Here is a 21,052-nt window from a genome sequence, read left to right as displayed (position 1 = left end):
GCGCAGAGGCAAGGCGCAAGGATCGAGGAATTCCACCGCGTGCCGACCAAAGCCTTCCAAGCCCTGATCGCGCTCACCGCCCTGGTGATGACCGCGTCCTGCGCCTCCGGCGCGTTGGCCGCGGGCGGGGACAGGGAAATTCCGCGCTTCACCGCGTTTGGCGGCGCCTGCCCCAAGTGCGAGCTGTCGGGCCGCAAGATGACCGGCGCGCACTTCATCGGCGCGGACTTCTCGGGCACGGCCCTGGTCGGTTCCGACCTGCGCGACGCCCGGTTCCTGAAGTCGAATTTCACCGGCGCCGACCTCTCCCATGCCGACCTGACCAACGCCGAGATGCTGGCCGCGACCTTTACCAACGCCAACCTGTCGCACGCCCGCCTGCGATCCATCGAGGCCAGGGGCGCGGTGTTCGCGGGAACCAACCTGAGCAAGGCCGACCTCAGCGATTCCTCGCTCACCGGGGCCGATTTCAGCCGGGCGATCCTCACCGAGGCGGGGTTCCGCTCGGCCGGGATGCAGGCCGCCAACCTGAGCCGGGTCGCGGCCCGCGGCGCCGACTTCCGCGACACCACTCTGACCGCGGCGGTGCTGACAGGCGGGCATTTCGAGCGCGCGTCGTTCCGCTCGGCGGACCTGACCCTGGCGGTGCTGACCGGCGGCGGGTTCGACGGGGCCGACTTTCGAGACGCCGAGCTGGCCCACACGCTGATCGCCGGCGTCGATCTGTCGCGCGCCCGTGGCCTGACCCAGGACCAGGTGGACGAGGCGTGCGGGGACGCCAGGACCCGGCTGCCCAGCGGGCTGACGCCACGCGCCTGCGGGACTGGCGCCCCGCGGACGCGCGCGACGGTCAGGCCTTGAGGGGCGGAGCGAGCCGGATACTGAGCTCTTTCAGTTGCTTGTCGCTGACGTCTGACGGCGCGTTCATCATCAGGTCCTGGCCCTGCTGGTTCAGCGGGAAGGCGATGACCTCGCGGATGGCGGTCTCGCCGGCCAGCAGCATGACGATGCGGTCGATGCCGGGCGCCAGGCCCCCGTGCGGCGGCGCGCCATGGCGGAAGGCGTTGAGCATGCCGCCGAACTGTTCCTCGACGACGCTTGGCCCATAGCCGGCGATCTCGAAGGCCCGGAGCATGATTTCCGGCAGATGGTTGCGGACGGCGCCGGAGCACAGCTCGTAGCCGTTGCAGACGATGTCGTACTGGTAGGCCAGGACGTCGAGCGGATCCTGGCTGTTCAGCGCCGCCAGCTCGCCCTGCGGCATCGAGAAGGGGTTGTGGCTGAAGTCGACGTGGTTGGTCTCCGCGTTCATCTCGAACATCGGGAAGTCGACGATCCAGACGAACTCGAAGCGGTTCTCGTCCACCAGCTTCAGGTCGGTTCCGACCTTGGTGCGCGCGCCGCCGGCGAACTTGGCGAAGGTCTTGGGATCGCCGGCGACGAAGAAGGCCGCGTCGCCCGGACCCATGCCCAGCTGGCCCATCACCGCGGCCGTCTGATCGGGTCCCAGGTTCTTGGCGATGGGACCGCCCCAGCCGCCCTGGTCCTCGCTCCAGAAGATGTAGCCCAGCCCCGGCTGGCCCTCGCCCTGCGCCCAGCTGTTCATCCGGTCACAGAAGGCGCGGCTGCCCCCCTTGGGCGCGGGGATGCCCCACACCGCGTTCTTTCCATCCTCCAGGATGCGCGCGAAGAGGCCGAAGCCGGCGCCGCGGAACGGATCGGAGACGTCCTGCATACGGATGGGATTGCGCAGGTCGGGCTTGTCGGTCCCGTACCTGGCCATGCATTCGAGATAGGGGATGCGCGGGAACGGGTACGGCGTCACCGGCTTGCCGTCGGCGAATTCCTCGAACACGCCGTGCATGACCGGCTCGATGGCGGCGAACACGTCCTCCTGCGTGACGAAGCTCATCTCGACGTCGAGCTGGTAGAATTCCAGGGATCGGTCGGCGCGCAGGTCCTCGTCGCGGAAACAGGGGGCGATCTGGAAATAGCGGTCGAAGCCCGAGACCATCAGCAGCTGCTTGAACTGCTGCGGCGCCTGGGGAAGCGCATAGAATTTCGTTGGGTGCAGGCGCGACGGCACCAGGAAGTCGCGCGCGCCCTCCGGCGACGAGGCCGTCAGGATCGGCGTCTGAAATTCCAGGAAACCCTGGCCGATCATCCGGTTGCGGATCGACTGGATGACCTTGGAGCGCAGGACGATGTTGCGATGCAGGGTCTCGCGCCGCAGGTCCAGGTGGCGGTTCTTCAACCGGATTTCCTCAGGATAGTCCGGCTCGCCGAACACCGGCAGCGGCAGTTCGGCGGCTTCCGACAGCAGGGTCACCTCGGTCACCCGGATCTCGATCTCGCCGGTCGGCAGGCCCGGGTTCACCACCTCGGGCGCGCGCGCCACAACCTCGCCGTCGATGCGGATGACGCTTTCGGCGCGCAGCCGCTCGACCAGGGCAAAGCCCGGCGTCTCCGGGTGCAGCACCAGCTGGGTCAGGCCGTAGTGGTCGCGCAGGTCGACGAACACCAGCCCGCCGTGGTCGCGCTTGCGGTGGATCCAGCCCGAAAGCCGGACCGTCCGGCCGGTGTCGGCGGCGCGAAGCGCGCCGCAGGTGTGGGTGCGGTAGGCGTGCATTTACCTGGGAAATTCGGCTGTTTTACGAGGCGCGGAAGGGCGCATGTAGGGGGGCGAAAGTCAAGGCGAAGCCGCCCACCGCGGCGCTCTCGGCAAGGCCGCCAGCAGCCCGACGCCAAGCCAGAGGCCAAGGATCGAGCTCATCCCCATTCCGACCAGCGGCACCGGGAAAGCGCCAACCCGAGTTGTCAGCACGGAGAACAATCCATAGAGGGCGAGTGCGACAGCCGCCGCTCGCAGGGCGGGCGCCTCCGAGCGGCTGTGGATCAGCGGCGTCGACACCGCGCCGATAAGCACAGCCCAGGCCGCGATACCCGCAAGCGGTGAGAGCCGCCAGGCCAATTCCATGATGCCTTCGACGTCCGCTACGGGGGCGAGCGGATCCGCCCGGAGCCACGACCAAGCCATGGCCGCCACGGCGAACACCGCCGCGGCGCCACGCTGAGCGCCACCCATCGGCGCCAGCGCGATGATGACGAGCCACGCAGCGCCGAGAGCACTCGCCTGCGAGGCGTCCGGCTGAACCGCGAGCAGCGCCATAGCGATTGCCGCCGAGAGCCACAGCCGGTCCTTGCCGGCCGCCAGGGCCGCGCACGCGACCACCGCCGATGGAAGAACTACCTCCGCCGCATTCATATGAAGCGGCCCGATATCGACCCACCGGTGGACGCCAAGCTGGCCGGTATTCGCCAGGCTCGCGATCAGCCCTGCTGGCGCCAGGAGCAAGACCCCAAGCAGAGTTCGGCGTCCTGTCCACCGCGCGAGCGCCCCGGCACAGAGCGCGCCAATTGCCCACGCAAGTAGGTTCCGGGTCCAGACACCCGACGGCGCCCCGCTGGTCGCAGCGGCCCAGCAGCCCAGCGCGACGCTGGCCAACGACAGGCCGGCGAACAGCATGAAGAAACATGTCATCGCGGCGGGGCGCGCAGCCTTCACGTGAACGCTCTCAGGGCAAGCTGGACCGGGTGGTCGGCCGAAGCCGAGCCTCCGCCTCGTCGTCGGCTACTTCTCCGGGTGCAGCAGGGCCTGGTACGTCAGCGTCCGCGCCATGGTTCCCAGGTCGTCGCCGCCGGTGCCGCCCAGGCGCTGGATCATGCCGACGAAGAACAGGTCGTTGGTCGGGTCGATCCAGAACCAGGTGCCGGCCGCGCCGCCCCAGCTCATGGTGTTCTTGCCCTCCAGCGACCCGGCCTTGCGCGGGTCGTTGTCGACCATGAAGTCCAGGCCAAAGCCCACGGCCTCATTGAAGCGCAGGCCGACGGAGCCGTTGGAATTGACCAGCACATTGCGCGGGATGACGTTGGTGTCCATCAGCTCGACCGAGGCCGGCGAGAGGATGCGCACGCCGTCCAGCTGGCCCTTGTTGAGGATCATCTGGCAGAAGCGGGCATAGTCCCAGGTGGTCGAGACCAGGCCGCCGCCGCCGCTCTCCATGCGTGGCGGCTTGGAATAGTCAGGCATGTCGGAGCTGAAGATCGTCTTGGCCTCGACCACCTTGTCCTGCTTCTTGTCGTAGGCGTAGACCGGCGCCAGGCGGGCGGCCTTGGCCGGGCCGGTGGAAAAGCCGGTGTCGACCATCTTCAGCGGCCCGAAGACGTTCTCCTGGAGGAACTGGCCGAACGGCTTGCCGGAGAGCTTTTCGACGATATAGCCCTGGATATCGACGGCGCTGGAATAGGACCAGTTGGTTCCCGGCTGGAACATCAGCGGGATCTCGGCGGTGCGCTCGATCATCTCGTGCAGGCTGCCCGCGCCCAGCACCTTCTTCTCGCGATAGAGCTTGTCGACCGGGTGCTCGTCGCCGAGGCCATAGCCGAAGCCGGCGGTGTGGCTCATGATTTCGCGCATGGTCGGGGGACGCTTCATGTCCTCGACCTTGGTGATCTTGCCGTCCGCGTCGGCGCTGACCATCACCTTCAGATTCTTGAATTCCGGCACATAGCGGGTGACCGGATCGTCGAGGCGCCACTTGCCCTGTTCGAACAGGATCATCATCGCCACGCCGGTGAGCGGCTTGGACATCGAATAGATACGGAAGATCTCGTCCTTCGGCATGGCCTGGCCGGAGCCGAAGCCAACCTTGCCGTAGGTCTTGTATTCCACGACCTTGCCGTGCCGAGCCAGCAGGGTGGTCATGCCAGGCACGCGGCCGTCGGTGACCACCTTGGCCATGTAGTCGTCGAGCCGCTTCAGCCGGGCGGGATCGAAGCCGGCGGCCTCCGGCGTCAACGAGCCGCTGAGCGCGGCGCGTGGCGTGGCGGCGGCCTTCGCCTTGACCGGGGCCTGCGCGGCGGTCTGGGCGCTGGCGAACGGAGCCTGCAGCAGCAGAGCCGCGCTCAGGGCCGCGGCGAAATAGGCGCGACGATGCATCTTGAATCCCCCTTTTGTTATCGCCGGTAGCTTAGGGACCGCCGCCCCCGGTGCAAGTCGGGTTGCGTTTCACGACTGCAATGCGCCGAAGCGGTTGCCAGGGCCCCTCGTCCGCCCGCAAAGTGCCACGGCCCCGGCGCAAGACTGGCGGCGGAGGAACGGGCATGCTGAGCTGGCGCATCGGCGACGTGACGGTGACCCGGATCCTGGAACTGGAGATGACCGGCGGGACCCGGTTCATCCTGCCGCAGGCCACGCCGGATGTGGTGCTGGGAATGCCGTGGCTCGCCCCGCACTTCGCCGACGAGACCGGGCGGCTGCGGATGAGCGTCCACGCCCTGGCGGTCCAGACGCCGACCCGGCGGATCATCGTCGACACCTGTATCGGCAACGACAAGCAGCGCGAGATCCCCAATTGGAGCGGCCTGCAGACCAACTTCCTGGCCGACCTGGCAGCCGCCGGGTTCCCCCAGGAAACCATCGACGTGGTGCTGTGCACGCATCTGCATGTCGATCACGTGGGTTGGAACACCATGCTGGTCGACGGCAAGTGGGTCCCCACCTTTCCCAACGCCCGCTACCTGATCGGCCGGGCGGAGTACGACTACTGGCGCGGTGAGGAGGACGGCAACGCCCATCCCGAGCGCTCGCCTTTCCACGACAGCGTCAAGCCGGTGTGGGACGCAGGCCTGATCGACCTTGTCGGGACCGATCACGCCATCTGCGAGGAAGTGAGCTTCGAGCCGACCCTGGGACACACGCCGGGGCACGTCAGCGTGCGGATCCGCTCGCGCGGCCAGGAGGCGCTGATCACCGGCGACTTCATCCACCACCCGTGCCAGTTCAACCATCCCGAATGGGCCAGCAGCGCCGACTTCGACAAGACCGCCTCGACGCAGACTCGGGAGCGGGTGTTCGACACGCTGGCGGGGACGCAGGTGCTGGTGATCGGCACCCACTTCGCGGCGCCCACGGCGGGCCATGTGGTGCGTGACGGGGACACCTATCGGTTGGCCGTCGAAGGCTAGAGCTGAGCCGGTCGCCCCCGAAATCCCGCACCGCGGAGGACTGGCCAATCCGGGACTTGCCACACCGTCGTGATCCGACGACGGTGTGGCGGACTGGAGGATCGGACAGCATGGCAAATCCTGCGATAGCGCTCATCGGCCTGATCCTGGTGGGGGCCTTGCCGGCCCTGGCGCACGCCCAGACCGTCGATAGCGAGGCCGAGGCCGACCGCGCGGCGGCGGCGCATTCGACGTTCCGCTGTCAGGACGGCCAGAACCTTGTCGCCAGGTTCGCCAGCAAGGACGCGCGCCTCTATGCCATCGTCGATTCGGGGGACGGCCCGCACGCCCTGGCCATCGTACCGTGGACCGGCGGCCCGGCGCGGATGACCTGGACCGACGGGCGGCGCACCCTGACCTGGAGTCCTGGCGTCCAGCTGATGTGGATGGACGGAGCCACGCACCGGATGTGCGGCGGCGGCCTGCATCGCCACTGACCGGCGGGCGCGGAGCAGGCAATGGCTGGGCAATCACGGTTGATCGCGGGGTGCGTCGCCATCGCGCTGGCGGCGACCACCGCCGCGTCCGCGCCGAGCGCCGATCCCGCCGACTATCGCGCCGCTCGCACGGCGGCGCGCGCCCTGAGCCGGACGACGCAAGCCAATTTCACCGACAGCGAGGCCCACCCGGGCCGCAAGGTCTTCGACCTGGAATTCTGCACCGAGCGCGACCCCGAGGTCGGCGGCGCGACCGAGGGTCGAACCATGGCCCTGGAGGACCTGGCGCTCAAAGTCTCCGAGATGGAGGCGGGTCTGACGCGCGGCGGCTATTCGGCGGCGGTATTCGCGGGTCCGCTGCGGCTCTATGAGCAACAGGCGCTGGCGCGGATCGCGGCGCGGACGGCCCATCCCCGCCGGCGTGGCTCCGACGATCCCTGGGCGACCGACGCCGACGACGCGGCGCAGGAGGCCAGCCTGGCGTCGATGGGCCGCGCGGTGGAGGCGGCCCGGGCGCGGCTGCAGCCCCGCCTGCCGCCGGTGGTGGTGCAGGGCGGCTGCGGCGCCGGCGAGACGGCGGTGCTGCTGCGCGCCAGCCCGGCGCGGGCGACGGTGTGGCTGATCACCCAGTTCTCCTTCGACGTCTGCAAGGCCAAGGGGCTGGACCCCTGGGACCGCGGCGCCTGCGGGCGCTGGGGCGAGGTGGCGCTCGACCGCAAGACCTATCTGTCGGGATCCTATGTCTACCAGGCCCAGTGGGCGGGCGGGGTGAAGACCCGGGGCCAGACCTCGGTGACCCCGTCGCTGGACGATACCGGCCCGGCGCAGGTCGTGTGGATCCGCCAGCGATGATCGGCGACTATCTGAAGAACCTGCTGAAGGTGCTGGGGTTCGCCGCCGCCTTCGCCGCCCTGCCGCTGATCGCCGCCTTCGCCGACCTGCAGCCGCCCTGGCCGCCGGCCATCGGCTACGTCTCGGCCGGGCTGGTGATGCTGGCCGGGCTGATCGTCTGGGAGTGGACGCGACGGAGCAAGGTGCGGTCGCGCCGGACCTGGATCATAGCTGCCGCCGTGCTGACGGTGATCGGGCTGGGGAGCTACCTGACGCTCTATTCGCTGTTCGTCGAGCCCGCGCCCGGCGCGCACATGCGGGTGGTGCGCGGCTTTGTCTGCACCGCCGACGCGGTGAAGGTCTATGGCGACGCCTGCCCAGACCTGCCGCGCGAGGCGCTGGCCGGGGCGGAGTGGGAGGCGGTGAAGCTGTGGACCCGGGGCTCGCTCACCCTGGCGCGGATGGGCCTGGCCGGCGCCTGGATGGTGTTCATGACCGGCTGGATCGCCGCGCTGGGCGCGGTGATCGCCGGGCGCAAGGTCTGACGCGGGGCGTGCAGTCTGGTGGGTGTGGGGCGTGGGACGAGCATGATCGATCGACGGGGACTGTTGGCGGCCAGCGCCGCGTTGGGGGGCCTGGCGATCGGCGCCGGGCCGGTCCTGGCGCGATCCGGCGCGGCCGCCAGGGCCTTCGATCCGCGCGACCTGGGCGGGACCTGGACCAACGCCACCTATACCGACCTGCAGCGGCCGAAGGAGCTCAGCCGGCTGGTGCTGAGCCCGGCGGAGGCGGAGGCCTACGAACAGCCGTTGCGCGCGTTGCACGGCATGCCGGCGGCCAAGGCGGGCGAGGTTGGCCAGTCGGAGAGCGAGTTCAATGACCGCGGCGCCGGCCTGCTGCACATCCGCGGCGAGATCCGGTCGTCGCTGATCACCGACCCGGCCGACGGCCAGATCCCCTATCTGAAGGCGATCCGCGCCAAGCTTGAGGTCGACCTCGAGCCCGAAGCCCGGACTGTGTTCCTGGACAATCCGGAAGACCGGCCTGCCTACGAGCGCTGCCTGGTGACCTCGGCCACCACCGCGCCGCTGATCCCCGGGCCGGACACCAACGTCTATCGCTTCGTGCAGACCCGCGAAGCCCTGGCGATCGTCGCGGAGAAGTTCCACGACGCGCGGATCGTGCGCCTGGGCGCCGTGGCCGAGCCGCATCCCCTGCCCTCCTGGCTGGGCGAGTCGGTGGGACGCTGGGCGGGCGACACCCTGGTGGTCGAAACGACGGGCTTTGGCCCCCGCCTGGTGCAGCGCAAGCTGGCGGTGAGCGCGGCGACGCGGGTGACGGAGACCTTCACGCGCACCGGGCGCGCGGAGATCACCTATGGCTTCACCGTCGAGGACCCCAGCCTCTACACGCGCCCGTGGCGGGGGGAGATGCTGTTTTCGCCCGCGCCGGGGCCGCTCTATGAATACGCCTGCCATGAGGGCAACTATGGCCTGCCGGATATCCTGCTGGGCGCGCGGCGGGCGGAGGGCCGGCTGAAATGACGGGTATGCCTGGCCGCGGCCCCGCGGCGCTTTACGGCCGCGCGTCCTGGCGCCGCGCGGCGGCGAGCATGTCGGTCATGCCGTAATTGCCCTCGTGGCAGGCGAACTCGTAGATCGGGCCGGTGTCGGCGTGGAACGGCATCTCGGCGCGCCAGGGCGTGGTGAAGGTGGCGGGATCGTCGATCTCCCAGGCGTAGAGGATCTCGGTCGGGCCGACGCGGGTGAAGCGTTCGGTGACGCGGGCGTCGGGCGACATCAGGAACATCGCCCGAAACTGCTCCTGCGGATGGAAGTTGGTGGTCTCGACCACCAGGGTGTCGCCCTGCCAATGGCCGATGGAATCGCCCATCCAGACGCGCACGCCGGCCGGCGGGTGACGTGGAGGCGACCCCTTGGCGCCCAGCCGCACGATGCGAACGTCGTGGTTCATTTCCGTCAGGATGGCGATCTCGGTGGGGGTCTGGACGATCTGTTTCACCCCGGCCACGGCGGGGTTGAGATAGGGCGGACCGGAGGAGGCGAAGCCGCCCATCAGGCAGCGGTCGCCAGGCGTGCGCGCCTCGGGTCCCGCCGCGGTCTGCAACAGGGCCGCGGCGTCGATGGCCTTGTAGCGGTCGCGCAGCCCCGGCCGATAGGGCAGCCGGCCGTCGGCCGGGCTGACGATGAAGGAGGTGCGCAGCCGCCCGGCGATGCGCGCCATGGTGAACGCCGGATGCCATTCGGAGACGCCCTGGCCCAGGCCGTCGGCCTCGGCCCGTGCGCGCGCCTGGGCCGAGCGCTGCTCGAACGCCGCCTCCTCGGCGCGGGTGGCGAAGGTCAGCGGCGTGTCGGGATCGCGTTCAAGGCGGGTCAGCGAGACATTGGTCCAGAACCCCTGCAGGTCCGGCTGGCCAACGGCGGTGCGCGGGGCATGGTAGGGCCGCGCCTGAACGCCGGCCGCGAGCCCGGCGCAGATCAGCGCGGCGACGAGGCCGGTCAGGGCGGCTCTGAGCCTATGTCGTGTCGTGAACGTCCCCACGCCGTCGATAGAACGGTGATCCGGCCGGGGCGGCAACTGAAGAGTCAGCGGCGCGGGGGGCCGGTGGCGCGGCGCAGGGGCGAGGCGCCGCCGAGCGCGGGCGGCAACGTGAGCGCCGAGACCGCGCCGGACCCGGCGAGCCTGGCCCGAAGGCCAACCTTTGGTCGCGGCGGCCTCGCGGGCGGATTTTCCGGCGAATTCGGCGCCACGTGGGCCAGCAATTCCCGCAAGGTGGGCAGGGCCGCGGGCTCGGGCCCGGGCAGCATCGCGGCGTCGGCCACGACCTTGCCCAGCGTGCGCAGCAGCAGCGGCAGGCTGGCAGGCTCGGTTTCACGCTCCCGGTCGCGGTCCCGTTCGCGGAAATCCTCATTGCGTTCGGGCCGTTCGGCGTCGGACGGATCGCCGCGATCGGCCAGGTCTTCCCGGTCGCCCGGGTCTTGCCGAGACGCCTGCGGCCGCGGCTCAGCCGGGGCATGGGCCAGCCGCCGTTCAAGCGCCGTGGCCACCCGCACCGAAAAGAAGCATCGGTCGAACAGCCGGAAATATTCGGCCATCCCCGCCGCGTCCGGCGCCCGCTCCGCCGCCTCTCCGAACGCCAGGCCCAGCCGGCAGGCGCAGGCGCTCAGCTCGGACAACCTGGCAATGCGGAGGTCGGGGGTGTTCATTTGAGAACAAAGATAGAACATCAGCGCATGACCGTCAAGTCCGATCGCCACCTCACCCAGGGCGCCGAACTCAGATTAACAGACTACAAATATTCTCTGTCATCCCGGCCGTAAGCCTGCGCACGCAGGCTGAAGCGCCGGGACCCAGAGTCCCCGCACAGGCCGTTCTGGGTCCCGGCGCGGCCCTTCAGGCCGTCCGGGATGACAGAATTTAGGGGTGTGCCTGACAAATTAACCCGATTTCGTTGCCCTGCCACCTCACCGTCCACGGCGCCTGTTCTCAAAGGCCCACCTGACCGCCTCCGCGTTGGGTCCGCGCCCGCGTCCTGCCGGGCGGTGCGAACGTCGAAGGGAAGGACGTGGCGGTAAAGGCGCGGATGGATGAGGCGCAAGGCCCGGAGAGACGCTAACCTCGGCGGCGCGCCGGGCGGTGGGCGAGGAGTGTGAGGATGGCGACCTTATCCTGGGGCGTGAAGCAGAGTTTCCGCAGCTATGTGGAGGCCGCCGGCGGGACCGTCGCGACAACCGGCGGGGCCGAGCGGGCGCCGGACGGCGGGTTCCTGTTTCCCGAAGGCCCGCAGAGCACGCTGGCCCAAGGGGCGGACGGGCGGCTGCGGGGCGCGGGCCGGTTCCAGGGCGAAGTCAGCTTCAACGCCCACGGCGGGATGCTGTCGGTCGTGCTGGTCGATCCGTGGATCGAGGCGAGCGAGGCCGGCCTGATCCTGACGGTAGCCGACAGCCCCGCGGCGACGCGCCGCCTGCCCTTCGCCAAGCTGGACGCAAACGCCATGACGACGGAGGCCCTGACGACGGGCGCCTTGACGACGAGCGGGGGCCTGGTCCTCCCGGCCGCCATAACCCTCGACGGCATGTTCCTGCTCGGCGACCACTACCCGCCCGGCACGGTGCTGGACCCGGTGCGGCTGCTGGGGCTTGCTGGCAGGGTCTGATCGGTGGCAGTTGCGGGGCCACCCTGCCGCCCCTGCCTCACCACGGAGTCCTCATGCCGGCCGACGCCCTGTTTCAGCCCTTCACCTTCAAGGGGCTCCATCTGCCGAACCGCATCGTCATGGCGCCGATGACGCGCAGCATGTCGCCGGGCGGCGTGCCGACGGCCGACGTGGCCGGCTATTACGCCCGGCGCGCGGGCGCGCAGGTGGGGCTGATCGTCTCCGAGGGCGTCGGCGTCGAGCGCGCGGTCAGTGTGAACAGCCCGAGCATCCCGCGCTTCCACGGCGAGGCGGCGCTGGCCGGCTGGAAGGCCGTGATCGACGGCGTGCACGCGGCCGGCGGCAAGATGGCCCCGCAGCTGTGGCACGTGGGCGCGGTGCCCGGGCGCGGCGACGACCAGGCGGACCCGGACGCGCACGACAGCCCGTCTGGCCTGCGCGCGCCGGGCGTCGCCCACGGCGCGCCGATGAGCGACGCCGACGTGGCCGACACGATTGCCGCCTTCGCCACCGCCGCGGCGGACGCCAAGCGCCTGGGCTTCCACGCCGTCGAGCTGCACGGCGCCCACGGCTATCTGATCGACCAGTTCTTCTGGGAAGGGACCAACCAGCGCGGCGACGGCTTCGGCGGCCCGACCATCGCCGAACGCTCGAAATTCGCCGCGGCGATCATCGCCGCCGTGCGCGCCGCGGTCGGCCCCGACTATCCGCTGATCATCCGCATCTCGCAGTGGAAGCAGCAGGATTTCGCCGTCCGCGTGGCGACCACGCCCAAGGAGATGGAGACCTGGCTCACCACCCTGACCGACGCCGGCGCCGACATCATCCACTGCTCGCAGCGCCGGTTCTGGGAGCCCGAGTTCGAGGGCTCGGACCTCAACTTCGCCGGCTGGGCCAAGAAGCTGACCGGCGTCCCGACCATCGCGGTGGGCTCGGTCGGCCTGACCGGCGAGTTCATCGCCTCCTACGGCGGCGAGGCCTCCAAGCCCGCCTCGCTGGACGAGCTGCTGCGCCGCCTCGACCGCGGCGACTTCGACCTGGTCGGCGTCGGCCGCGCCCTCCTCCAGGACCCGCAGTGGGCGGTGAAGGTGCATGAGGGGCGGACGGGGGAGCTGATGGACTTCGATCGGTCGGCGATGATGAGTTTATCGTAGGCGGATTGGTCTCCAGCCGCGTGGTGTGATAGTTTCATACCGTCCGCTCGGGCGAACTGGAGACTCCATGGCCGCCGTCACCAAGCGCACTGTCAGTCTGCCCGCCGAACAGGCGGCCTATATCGACGCCAAGGTGGCGGGCGGCGACTATGCCTCCGCCAGCGAAGTCGTCCGGGCCGGCCTGCGCGCGCTGAAAGAGCGCGATGCGGCCATTGAACGGTGGCTGGTCGAGGAGGTCGCGCCGACCTATGACGCCTATAAGGCCGATCCCGACGATGTGCTCAGCCTCGACGATCTGCAGCAAGCCCTGGACGCGCATCACGCGGCGCGATCCGCCCAATGATCCACGTCAAGTGATCCGCCGGACGGTTGTCGTGACGCGCGCCGCGCGGTCCGACCTGACGGCCGTCTATGACCATATCGCCGCCGAGGTCTCGCAACGCGTCGCGCGCGCCTACACCCAGCGGATTGAAGCCTGGCTGGCGACGTTCGACATCGCCGCCGAGCGCGGGACGGTGCGCGACGACTTGCAGCCTGGCCTGCGCACCATCGGGTTCGAGCGCCGAGTGACGCCGGCGTTCGCGGTGGAAGAGGAGCGCGTGGTGATCCTGCGGCTGTTCTACGGCGGGCAGGACTGGCGCGCGACCCTAAGCGCCGGTTGAGGCTCGGCGCGAAGTCGTGCGTGCCCTCAATTCCGGTAGTCGAGTGACCAACTAGGCCTGACGCGGAACGTGACCATCCGCGCAGCCGGTAATTGGGTATCGTGTCGACGTATTACCTGCGTATTACCTGTGCAAATTACGCATTTTTTGAGTTTTGTCCAGCTTGCACCAGAACGGCTTGCGCAGGAGTTACGGTGACACCTGTAAATCCTGGGATGAAGCCCCCTCCGTCTCGCCGCTGCGCGGCGATCCACCTCCCCCAGCGGGGGAGGATCTGGATCAGCGGGGCCGAAACCGCTTGCCCGCCGGGAAGCCCTTCGGCGCCAGCTTGCCCGCCCCGGCGCGCCGGCCCAGCCAGTTGCGCCAGTCCGGCCAGGCGCGGTTGCGGCCGCCCGCGTCGATCCAGGCGGCGCCTTCAGCTTCGGCGAAGGCCGTGGCGTCGCGGAGGCCGCCTTCTCGGTAGGTCTGGAGTTTGACGCCCTTGCCTCGGGGCATTTCGGGGAGTTCGGCGGTGGGGAAGATCAGGATCTTGCCGTTGTCGCCGATGACGGCGAGCTGGTCCGCGCTGCCTAGAAGCAGACTGACCAGGGCGCCCTTCGGGCCGGGGTTCAGGACCTGTTTGCCGGCGCGGCGGAAGGCGATGGCCTCTTCTTCCGGCAGGATGAAGCCGTAGCCTTCCTGGCTGGCCAGGATGCGCCTGGCGCCGGGCTTGTGGACGAACACGTCAACTATGCCGACGCGGTCGTCGAGGTCGATCATCAGGCGGAGCGGCTCGCCGTGGCCTCTGGCGCCGGGGAGCTTGTCGCAGGCGAGCGTGAAGAAGCGGCCGTCGGAGGCGAAGATCAGCAGTTTGTCGGTGGTCTCGGCGGGGACCAGGAAGGCCAGCTTGTCGCCCTCCTTGAACTTGAGTTCCGACGGATCGTCCACACGGCCCCTGGCGGCGCGGATCCAGCCGCGGTCCGACAGGATCACGGTGATCGGCTCGCGCACGATCATGGCTTCCAGGGCGGCTTCGGTATCGACCTGGGGGGCGTCGGCGAAGATCGAGCGGCGGCGGCCGAGCGGGGTGTCGGCGCCCAGGGTGGCGAGCGTGTGCTTCAAGCCCGCGCCCACCAGTTTCCACTGGGCGCGGTCGTTGGCCAGCATGCCGGCGATGCCGTCGCGCTCCAGGGAGAGGTCGGCGTGTTCGCGGCGCAGCTCCAACTCCTCCAGCCTGGCGAGCTGGCGCAGGCGGGTGTTGAGGATGGCGTCGGCCTGGATCTCGGTCAGGGCGAACGCCTCGATCAGCCGGGCGCGGGGCTCGTCCTCATAGCGGACGATGCGGATCACCTCGTCGAGGTTGAGGTAGGCGACCAGCAGGCCGTCGAGGATGTGCAGGCGCGCCTCGATCTTGCCCAGGCGGTGGCGGGCGCGGCGGACGATGACCTCGCGCCGGTGGTCGAGGAAGGCCTGCAGCACCTGGCGCAGGCCCATGACGCCGGGGGTGCCGCGGGCGTCCAGGACATTGAGATTGACGCTGAAGCGGTTCTCCAGGTCGGAGAGCTTGAAGAGGCTCTCCATCAGCACTTCGGGCTCGACGTTGCGGGACTTGGGCTCGAGGACCAGCCGCACGTCCTCGGCGCTCTCGTCGCGGACATCGCCCAGCAGGGGCGCGCGCTTGTCCTCGATGAGCTGGGCCAGCTGTTCGACCAGGTCGGCCTTCTTCACCTGATAGGGCACCTGGGTGACGACGATCTGGTAGGTTCCGTGGCCCAGGTCTTCCTTCGTCCAGAGGCTGCGCAGGCGCACGCCGCCCCGGCCGGTTTCGTAGGTCTCCAGCAGGCTGGCGTGGGGCTCGACGATGACGCCGCCGGTGGGGAAGTCCGGGCCCTGGACGTGGACCATCAGCTCGGCCGTGGCAGCGCGGGGGTTGTCGAGCAGGGCCAGGCACGCGCCGATCAGCTCGGCGGCGTTGTGCGGCGGAATGGATGTCGCCATGCCCACGGCGATGCCGGTCGTGCCGTTGGCGAGCAGGTTGGGAAAGCCGGTGGGCAGGACGACGGGCTCGGTGTCCTGGCCGTCGTAGGTGGGCTTGAAATCGACGGCGTCCTCGTCGATGCCGTCGAGCAGCAGGGTGGCGGCCTGGGTAAGCTTGGCTTCGGTGTAGCGCATGGCGGCGGGGTTATCGCCGTCGATGTTGCCGAAATTGCCCTGGCCGTCGACCAGCGGATAGCGCTGGGCGAAGTCCTGGGCCATGCGGACCAGGGTGTCGTAGATCGACTGGTCGCCGTGCGGGTGATAGCCGCCCATCACCTCGCCCACCACCTTGGCGCACTTGCGGGCGGCGGCGTCGGGGTTCAGGCGCATCTCGCGCATGGCGTAGAGCACGCGGCGCTGCACAGGCTTCAGCCCATCGCGCACGTCGGGCAGCGCGCGGTCGGTGATGACGCTGAGCGCATAGGCGAGGTAGCGCCGGCTGAGCGCCTCGGTCAGCGGCTCATCGATGATCCGGTCGGACGGCGGCGGCGGCGTGGTCAGGGTGTCGGTCATGGGAATCACAGAGGCAGTGAGCGTTGACTGATAATCCGATGCCGTAGCGGCGTCCCGCGACCTAGCGCTCGCGCCCACAACAATCTTGATCGTCATGGCCCGGCTTGTCCGGGGGATGACGACCAAAAAGGAGGAGGTAGCTACAGCCGCCCCGCGTCGCTGAGGCGGTCGACGAGCCAGAGCCTCGCCGGCGGCAGGGGGCGGTTCAGCGGGTTGTAGATGAAGGCTTCGAGGAAGTGGGCGGTGAGCGTCAGGCCCGCGCCGACGTCGCCGGCTTCCAGCCGCGACTGGGCTGAGAGCAGGAAGGGCGGGAGCGCCAGCATGCGGTCCTTGTAGGGATCGCCGGCGGCGCGGCTGACGGCGCGACCGGTGCGGGGGCTGACGTAGACGAGGTCGTCGGTGACCCCGGTGGCGGCGCAGCGGGAGAGGTCGAGGCCGAAGCCCAGCTCGGCCAGCAGGCCGGCCTCGAAGCGCACGAAGACGGCGGGCCACAGATCGGTGCCGGCCAGGGCCTGGCTGAGCGCCTGGAACGCCAGGTAGGCGCCGGGATGTGGCTCGCGTTCGGGGAGCGCCCCGGCGGCGATCGCCGCGGCGGCGGAGAGCCCGGCCAGCGCGAGCGCGTCATCGAAGAGGGCCGAGGGCCCCTCGCCCACCGGCTCCAGGCTGGCCGCGCCCAGCTGTTCGGAGACCCGCGCGCGATAGCGCACGGTGACCGCGGCGCCGGCCTGCAGGAACGGCTTCATCCGCCGCGACGCCCCGCCGGCCACGTGGGCGGCGTACTTGCCGTGGCGCGCGGTCAGCAGCTCGACAATCGCGCCCGCCTCGCCGAACGCGCGGGCCGAAAGCACGAAGGCGTCGTCTTCGAATTCCATGGGATTCAGCTAGCAGACCCAACCTCCCCCGCGAAGCGGCGGGAGGTAGGGCTATGCGTCGAAATCCAGGCCCACGTCGCCGTAGAATTCGCGCTTGTCGGCCCATTTGTCGTCGACCTTGACGTGCAGGAACAGGTGGACCGGGCGGTCGAGCAACTGGGTCAGTTCCTCACGCGATTTCTGGCCGATCCATTTCAGGGTCTGGCCCCCCTTGCCCAGGATGATCGGCCGCTGGCTGTCGCGTTCCACATAGATGGTCTGTTCGATGCGGGCCGAGCCATCGGCGCGTTCCTCGAAGGCGGTGGTCTCGACGGCGGCGGCGTAGGGCAGCTCCTCGTGGACCCGCAGGTAGATCTTCTCGCGCGTGATCTCGGCGGCCAGCAGGCGGGCGGGAATGTCGGCGGTCTGTTCGGCCGGATAGAACCAGGGACCTTCCGGGACCAGGGCGGCGAGCCGGGCCTTGAGGTCATCGACGCCGGCGCCGTCGGCCGCGGAAATCATGAACACTTCCGAATAGACGCCCGTATCGAATAGAGTTTTCGACAGGGCCAGCAGGGTGTCGCGGCGCATCCCGTCGATCTTGTTGAGCGCCAGGATCGCGGTCTTGCCGGCGGTCTTCAGCCCCTCGACGATGGATTCCACATCGATGGCGGCGCGCTTGTCGGCGGCCCGTACTCGATTCTGGGGGCCGCCCGGTTCGGCGGCGGCGAGTTCGGCGACGGAGTCGACCAGGTGGACGATGACGTCGGCGTCGCGAGCCCCGCCCCAGGCGGCGCGGACCATGGCCCGGTCGAGCTTGCGGCGGGGCTGGAAGATGCCGGGGGTGTCGACCAGCACGATCTGCGCCTCGCCGGCCATGGCCACGCCGCGCACCGGAAAGCGGGTGGTCTGGACCTTTTGCGTGACGATCGAGACCTTGGCCCCGACCAGCCGGTTGGTCAGGGTCGACTTGCCCGCGTTGGGGGCGCCGATGATCGCGGCGAAGCCGGCCCTCGTCGTGGTGGGGCGGGTGGTCATGTCTCTGCCTTCTGCGGGAGGTCCGCGAGTTTTGCGAGCAGGCGCTCGGCGGCGAGCCGCCCGGCCTCTTGTTTGTTGCCGGCCGCCGCCCGTTCCGGAGGCTGACCCTCGACGGTGACTTCGATGACGAAGCTCGGCTTGTGGGCCGACCCGCTGCGGCTGACCTGATCGTACCTCGGCAATGGCAGGCCGCGGGCGAGCGCCCAGTGCTGCAGCGCGGTCTTGGGATCCTGGGTCGTGGCCTTGAGATCGTTGAACTGGTCGGCCCAGAAGGTGACGATGAACGCCGTGGCCGCGGCCATGCCCGCCTCGACATAGAGCGCCGCGATCAGCGCCTCGCAGGCGTCGCCCAGCACCTTGTCATGGTCGCGCATCCCGAGCTTGGCCGCCCCGCCGCCCAGCCGCAGGGCCTCGCCAAGGCCCACCGCGCGGGCCACGACGGCGCACGCCTGATAGTTGACCAGCTGATGGAAGGCGCGCGTCAGGTCGCCCTCCGCCGCCTGCGGCATGCGGGCGATCAGCTCGTCGGCGACGATCAGGTTGAGCACGCGGTCGCCGAGGAATTCCAGGCGTTCGTTGTGGCGTAGCTTCGCCCCCCCCTCGCCGACGCTGGCGTGGGTGAGCGCGCGTTCGAGGAGATCGCGGTCGGCAAAGCTGTGGCCGATGCGGCGTTCGAGCTCGGCGACCGCGGCGACCCTTGTATTCATAGACGGGGGGCGTTCATGGACGGGGGGTATTCATCGAGGGCGCGCGGTCATTGCAGGAGGGTGAAGAACCGACCCGGCTGGATGTTCATCACCCAGGTCCACGGCTTGAAGATCGAGGCGCCTTTGGACCAGGACAGGAGAATGATCTGAGCCTTGCCCTCCAGGTTCTCGGCCGGGACAAAGCCCACCCCGCCGTCGGGGTCGCGGCTGTCGGAGGAGTTGTCACGATTGTCGCCCATCATGAAATAATGGTGCTCTGGCACCACGAAGACGTCGGTGTTGTCGAGCGGGCCGTCGGGGCCGAAATCGTTGGTGAGGTAGGTCTTGCCGCCCGGCAGGGTCTCGCGATAGCGGGTGACGCTGGCGATCTGGCCATCGCCGATGTCCTCGCGGACCGTCCCGGCAAACACCCGCGGCACCTGCACGCTGTTGAGGTAGAGCAGGCCCTGCTTCATCTGGATGCGGTCGCCCGGCAGGCCGATCAGGCGCTTGATGTAGTCGGTGGAATTGTCGCGGGTCAGCTTGAACACCACGATGTCGCCGCGATGCGGCGGCTTTTCCAGGATGCGACCGGAGAACAGCGGCGGGCTGAACGGGATCGAGTGCTTCGACCACCCGTAGCTCCACTTCGAGACGATGATGTAGTCGCCCTCGAACAGGTTGGGCTCCATCGAGGCCGAGGGTATGGTGTAGGGCTGGAAGAAGATCACCCGCAGAAACAGGGCGATCAGCAGGGCGTAGACCACCGTCTTGATGACCTCGACCAGCTCGTTCAGGGGGCCGGATCCCTGGGCGGTGGTTTTCTCGGGCGGCGCCGCAGCCTGCATCGTGTCGCTCATCCATCGTTCCAAAAGACGCCCGCGCGCGCGAACCGGCCGTTGCTACGCGCTGGATAGACCATGAGCAAGGTTCATGCCCGTGAACATAAGGTCATGCGCGCGGGCGGGCTGAAGTGACATCGTCGCCGGGCGCCGGCACAAGGGGGGATGCCTCGGACCACCCTCACCGCGCCGCACCTCGTCCTGGCGTTGGTGGTGATGGCGGTCTGGGGGACCAATTTCGTGGTCATCAAGCTGGCGCTGGCGCACCTGCCGCCGCTGACCTTCGCTGCGTTGCGGTTCACTTTCGCCGTGGTCCCGGCGATCGCCTTCATCAAGCGCCCCGCCGCCCCCTGGCGGATCCTGGCGGCCTATGGGGTGCTGATCGGCGTGGGCCAGTTCGGCCTGCTCTATATCGCCATGCGGGGCCTGATCTCGCCGGGCCTGGCGTCGCTGGTGGTGCAGACCCAGGCGTTCTTCACCATCGCCCTGTCGATGGCGTTCACGGGAGAGCGGTTGCGAGGGTTCCAGGTCGCGGCGTTCGCCCTGGCCGCGGCGGGGCTGGGCTGGCTGATGGTTCACGCCGCAACGGTGGCGGGGACGGAGGTGACGGGGCTCGGCCTGGGCCTGGTGCTGGTCGCCGCCATGAGCTGGGCGCTGGGCAACACGGTGCAGCGGGCGGCGGGGCCGCAGGACATGCTGGGGTTCGTGGTCTGGTCGAGCCTGTTCGCCATCCCACCGCTGGCGGCCCTGGCCTTGGGGTTCGACGGCTGGCCGGCGATCGCGCGGGGCCTGACCCAGGCCACGGCGGGGACCTGGGCGGCGGTTCTGTGGCAGTCCCTGGGCAATACGCTGTTTGGCTACGCCGCCTGGGGGTGGCTGCTGTCGCGCTATTCCACCGCGACGGTATCGCCGCTGTCGCTGCTGGTGCCGGTGTTCGGCATGGCCGGCTCGGCGATATTCCTGGGCGAGCCGCTGGCGGCATGGAAGATCACCGCCGCCGCCCTGGTGCTGAGCGGCCTGGCGCTGAACACCCTCTGGCCACGGTTCGCACGCGGGACCACGCCGGCCGGCTGACATTTCCTATGGCGTCGGGTCGCGAAGAGCGGAACAATCGGGTTAACTCACGACCGTGTGGGCCGCCGGACGTCCGGCCATCGTAATCGGAGCACCGTTCATGACCAGGACCCTACTGACCACCGCGGCCGCCATCGCCTTCCTGCTCAGCGCGGGAACCGTGAGCGCCCAGAAGCTCGACGCCAACGGCCGCTGCCACAGCGCCAGCGGCCAGTTCGCAAAGGCCGAGGTCTGCGGCGGAGCCTCCAGCCTGAAGGCGACAAAGTCCGCCAAGGCGGCCCCGGCGATGGCCGCGCTGTCGGCGACGCCGGCCAAGGCCGCGAAGGCCGAGAAATGCCGCGACGACAAGGGCCACTTCATGAAGTGCGGCGCCGCCCCCGCCGCCGCCATGAGCGCCAAGGCCGCCCCGGCCGCCGCGATGAGCGCCAAGGCGCCCCCCGCCAAGGCCGCACGCTGCAAGAACGCCAAGGGCAAGTTCGCCAAGTGCGGCTCGCCGGGCGCCACGCCGGCGTAAGGGGCGTATCGGCCTTCAGATCAGCCAGTGTCGTTCTGTCACCTACCTATCCGGGCCGGACGCGCCAAAAGCCCTCTCCCCCTTGCGGGGAGAGGGTTGGTTGTGGGGGTGTCAGCTCTGCCTCGGAGCCGTCGCACTGAAGACCAGTGAGCCAATGCGCGCCGCCGAGTCCGCACCCCCACCCCAACCCC

Annotated in this window: 22 protein-coding genes; 12 read left to right on the top strand and 10 right to left on the bottom strand. The window is 69.5% G+C overall.

Going from position 1 to position 21,052, the window contains the following annotated elements:
* Nucleotides 1–39: 39 nt before the first annotated feature.
* Nucleotides 40–861, top strand: a complete 822-nt coding sequence (locus RMN86_RS12805; RefSeq protein ID WP_309606233.1) for a pentapeptide repeat-containing protein — start codon at nt 40–42, stop codon at nt 859–861.
* On the opposite strand, the gene aspS is transcribed toward RMN86_RS12805, so the two are convergent.
* The 3 genes from aspS to RMN86_RS12790 all read right to left on the bottom strand — a co-directional run bounded on the left by aspS (nt 851) and on the right by RMN86_RS12790 (nt 4,999).
* On the bottom strand, nt 851–2,629 hold the full coding sequence (aspS, locus tag RMN86_RS12800) for an aspartate--tRNA ligase (protein WP_309606232.1): 1,779 nt from the start codon (nt 2,627–2,629) through the stop codon (nt 851–853). The two genes, RMN86_RS12805 and aspS, sit on opposite strands and share 11 nt — an antisense overlap.
* 60 nt (nt 2,630–2,689) lie before the next feature.
* Nucleotides 2,690–3,565 (bottom strand): hypothetical protein, encoded by an 876-nt coding sequence (locus tag RMN86_RS12795; RefSeq protein ID WP_309606231.1) that lies wholly within the window; start codon nt 3,563–3,565, stop codon nt 2,690–2,692.
* 66 nt (nt 3,566–3,631) lie between these two features.
* Nucleotides 3,632–4,999, bottom strand: coding sequence for a serine hydrolase domain-containing protein (locus tag RMN86_RS12790; protein WP_309606230.1), 1,368 nt, complete (start codon nt 4,997–4,999; stop codon nt 3,632–3,634).
* A gap of 164 nt (nt 5,000–5,163) precedes the next feature.
* Here RMN86_RS12790 and RMN86_RS12785 point away from each other — a divergent pair, with 164 nt between their 5' ends.
* From RMN86_RS12785 to RMN86_RS12765, 5 genes are all read left to right on the top strand, one after another.
* Nucleotides 5,164–6,027: an MBL fold metallo-hydrolase gene (locus RMN86_RS12785; RefSeq protein WP_309606229.1), complete on the top strand. Its 864-nt coding sequence runs from the start codon at nt 5,164–5,166 to the stop codon at nt 6,025–6,027.
* 110 nt (nt 6,028–6,137) lie between these two features.
* Nucleotides 6,138–6,503, top strand: a complete 366-nt coding sequence (locus RMN86_RS12780; RefSeq protein ID WP_309606228.1) for a hypothetical protein — start codon at nt 6,138–6,140, stop codon at nt 6,501–6,503.
* 21 nt (nt 6,504–6,524) lie between these two features.
* On the top strand, nt 6,525–7,355 hold the full coding sequence (locus RMN86_RS12775) for a hypothetical protein (RefSeq protein ID WP_309606227.1): 831 nt from the start codon (nt 6,525–6,527) through the stop codon (nt 7,353–7,355).
* A complete protein-coding gene (locus RMN86_RS12770; protein WP_309606226.1) occupies nt 7,352–7,879 on the top strand; it encodes a hypothetical protein in 528 nt (175 codons plus the stop codon). Before RMN86_RS12775 ends, RMN86_RS12770 begins: the two co-directional genes overlap by 4 nt.
* 42 nt (nt 7,880–7,921) lie before the next feature.
* On the top strand, nt 7,922–8,878 hold the full coding sequence (locus RMN86_RS12765) for a hypothetical protein (protein ID WP_309606225.1): 957 nt from the start codon (nt 7,922–7,924) through the stop codon (nt 8,876–8,878).
* A gap of 31 nt (nt 8,879–8,909) precedes the next feature.
* Here RMN86_RS12765 and RMN86_RS12760 read toward each other — a convergent pair whose 3' ends face one another.
* Both RMN86_RS12760 and RMN86_RS12755 read right to left on the bottom strand, forming a co-directional pair.
* The gene (locus RMN86_RS12760) at nt 8,910–9,896 is read right to left on the bottom strand and encodes a hypothetical protein (RefSeq protein ID WP_309606224.1); all 987 of its coding nucleotides are present in this window, start codon (nt 9,894–9,896) and stop codon (nt 8,910–8,912) included.
* A 44-nt stretch (nt 9,897–9,940) separates the two neighbouring features.
* Nucleotides 9,941–10,561, bottom strand: coding sequence for a hypothetical protein (locus RMN86_RS12755; protein ID WP_309606223.1), 621 nt, complete (start codon nt 10,559–10,561; stop codon nt 9,941–9,943).
* A 449-nt stretch (nt 10,562–11,010) separates the two neighbouring features.
* Here RMN86_RS12755 and RMN86_RS12750 point away from each other — a divergent pair, with 449 nt between their 5' ends.
* From RMN86_RS12750 to RMN86_RS12735, 4 genes are all read left to right on the top strand, one after another.
* The gene (locus RMN86_RS12750) at nt 11,011–11,511 is read left to right on the top strand and encodes an HtaA domain-containing protein (protein ID WP_309606222.1); all 501 of its coding nucleotides are present in this window, start codon (nt 11,011–11,013) and stop codon (nt 11,509–11,511) included.
* A 53-nt stretch (nt 11,512–11,564) separates the two neighbouring features.
* A complete protein-coding gene (locus tag RMN86_RS12745; RefSeq protein WP_309606221.1) occupies nt 11,565–12,665 on the top strand; it encodes an NADH:flavin oxidoreductase in 1,101 nt (366 codons plus the stop codon).
* A 67-nt stretch (nt 12,666–12,732) separates the two neighbouring features.
* Nucleotides 12,733–13,008 carry a type II toxin-antitoxin system ParD family antitoxin gene (locus RMN86_RS12740; protein WP_309606220.1) on the top strand — a complete coding sequence of 92 codons (276 nt, stop codon included), beginning with the start codon at nt 12,733–12,735 and terminating at the stop codon, nt 13,006–13,008.
* A gap of 31 nt (nt 13,009–13,039) precedes the next feature.
* A complete protein-coding gene (locus RMN86_RS12735) occupies nt 13,040–13,327 on the top strand; it encodes a type II toxin-antitoxin system RelE/ParE family toxin (protein ID WP_309606219.1) in 288 nt (95 codons plus the stop codon).
* 279 nt (nt 13,328–13,606) lie between these two features.
* On the opposite strand, the gene parC is transcribed toward RMN86_RS12735, so the two are convergent.
* The 5 genes from parC to lepB all read right to left on the bottom strand — a co-directional run bounded on the left by parC (nt 13,607) and on the right by lepB (nt 19,291).
* Nucleotides 13,607–15,856: a DNA topoisomerase IV subunit A gene (parC, locus tag RMN86_RS12730; RefSeq protein ID WP_309606218.1), complete on the bottom strand. Its 2,250-nt coding sequence runs from the start codon at nt 15,854–15,856 to the stop codon at nt 13,607–13,609.
* Between the two features lie 140 nt (nt 15,857–15,996).
* Nucleotides 15,997–16,728: a DNA repair protein RecO gene (recO, locus tag RMN86_RS12725; protein ID WP_309606217.1), complete on the bottom strand. Its 732-nt coding sequence runs from the start codon at nt 16,726–16,728 to the stop codon at nt 15,997–15,999.
* Between the two features lie 51 nt (nt 16,729–16,779).
* Nucleotides 16,780–17,745 (bottom strand): GTPase Era, encoded by a 966-nt coding sequence (gene era, locus RMN86_RS12720; protein ID WP_309606216.1) that lies wholly within the window; start codon nt 17,743–17,745, stop codon nt 16,780–16,782.
* Nucleotides 17,742–18,452, bottom strand: coding sequence for a ribonuclease III (gene rnc / locus RMN86_RS12715; RefSeq protein ID WP_309606215.1), 711 nt, complete (start codon nt 18,450–18,452; stop codon nt 17,742–17,744). Before rnc ends, era begins: the two co-directional genes overlap by 4 nt.
* 47 nt (nt 18,453–18,499) lie before the next feature.
* Nucleotides 18,500–19,291 carry a signal peptidase I gene (lepB, locus tag RMN86_RS12710; RefSeq protein WP_309606214.1) on the bottom strand — a complete coding sequence of 264 codons (792 nt, stop codon included), beginning with the start codon at nt 19,289–19,291 and terminating at the stop codon, nt 18,500–18,502.
* Between the two features lie 147 nt (nt 19,292–19,438).
* On the opposite strand from lepB, the gene RMN86_RS12705 reads away from it, so the two are divergent.
* Together RMN86_RS12705 and RMN86_RS12700 are read left to right on the top strand one after the other, a co-directional pair.
* Complete coding sequence (locus RMN86_RS12705) at nt 19,439–20,347, top strand: EamA family transporter (protein WP_309606213.1); 909 nt, start codon at nt 19,439–19,441, stop codon at nt 20,345–20,347.
* A gap of 100 nt (nt 20,348–20,447) precedes the next feature.
* Nucleotides 20,448–20,861, top strand: coding sequence for a hypothetical protein (locus tag RMN86_RS12700; RefSeq protein WP_309606212.1), 414 nt, complete (start codon nt 20,448–20,450; stop codon nt 20,859–20,861).
* Nucleotides 20,862–21,052: the final 191 nt, after the last annotated feature.

The organism is Phenylobacterium sp. (assembly GCF_031360265.1).
Classification (GTDB): Bacteria; Pseudomonadota; Alphaproteobacteria; order Caulobacterales; family Caulobacteraceae; genus Phenylobacterium.
Note: the sequence above shows the minus strand (reverse complement) of the source record. Positions and strands in the feature narration are given on the sequence as shown.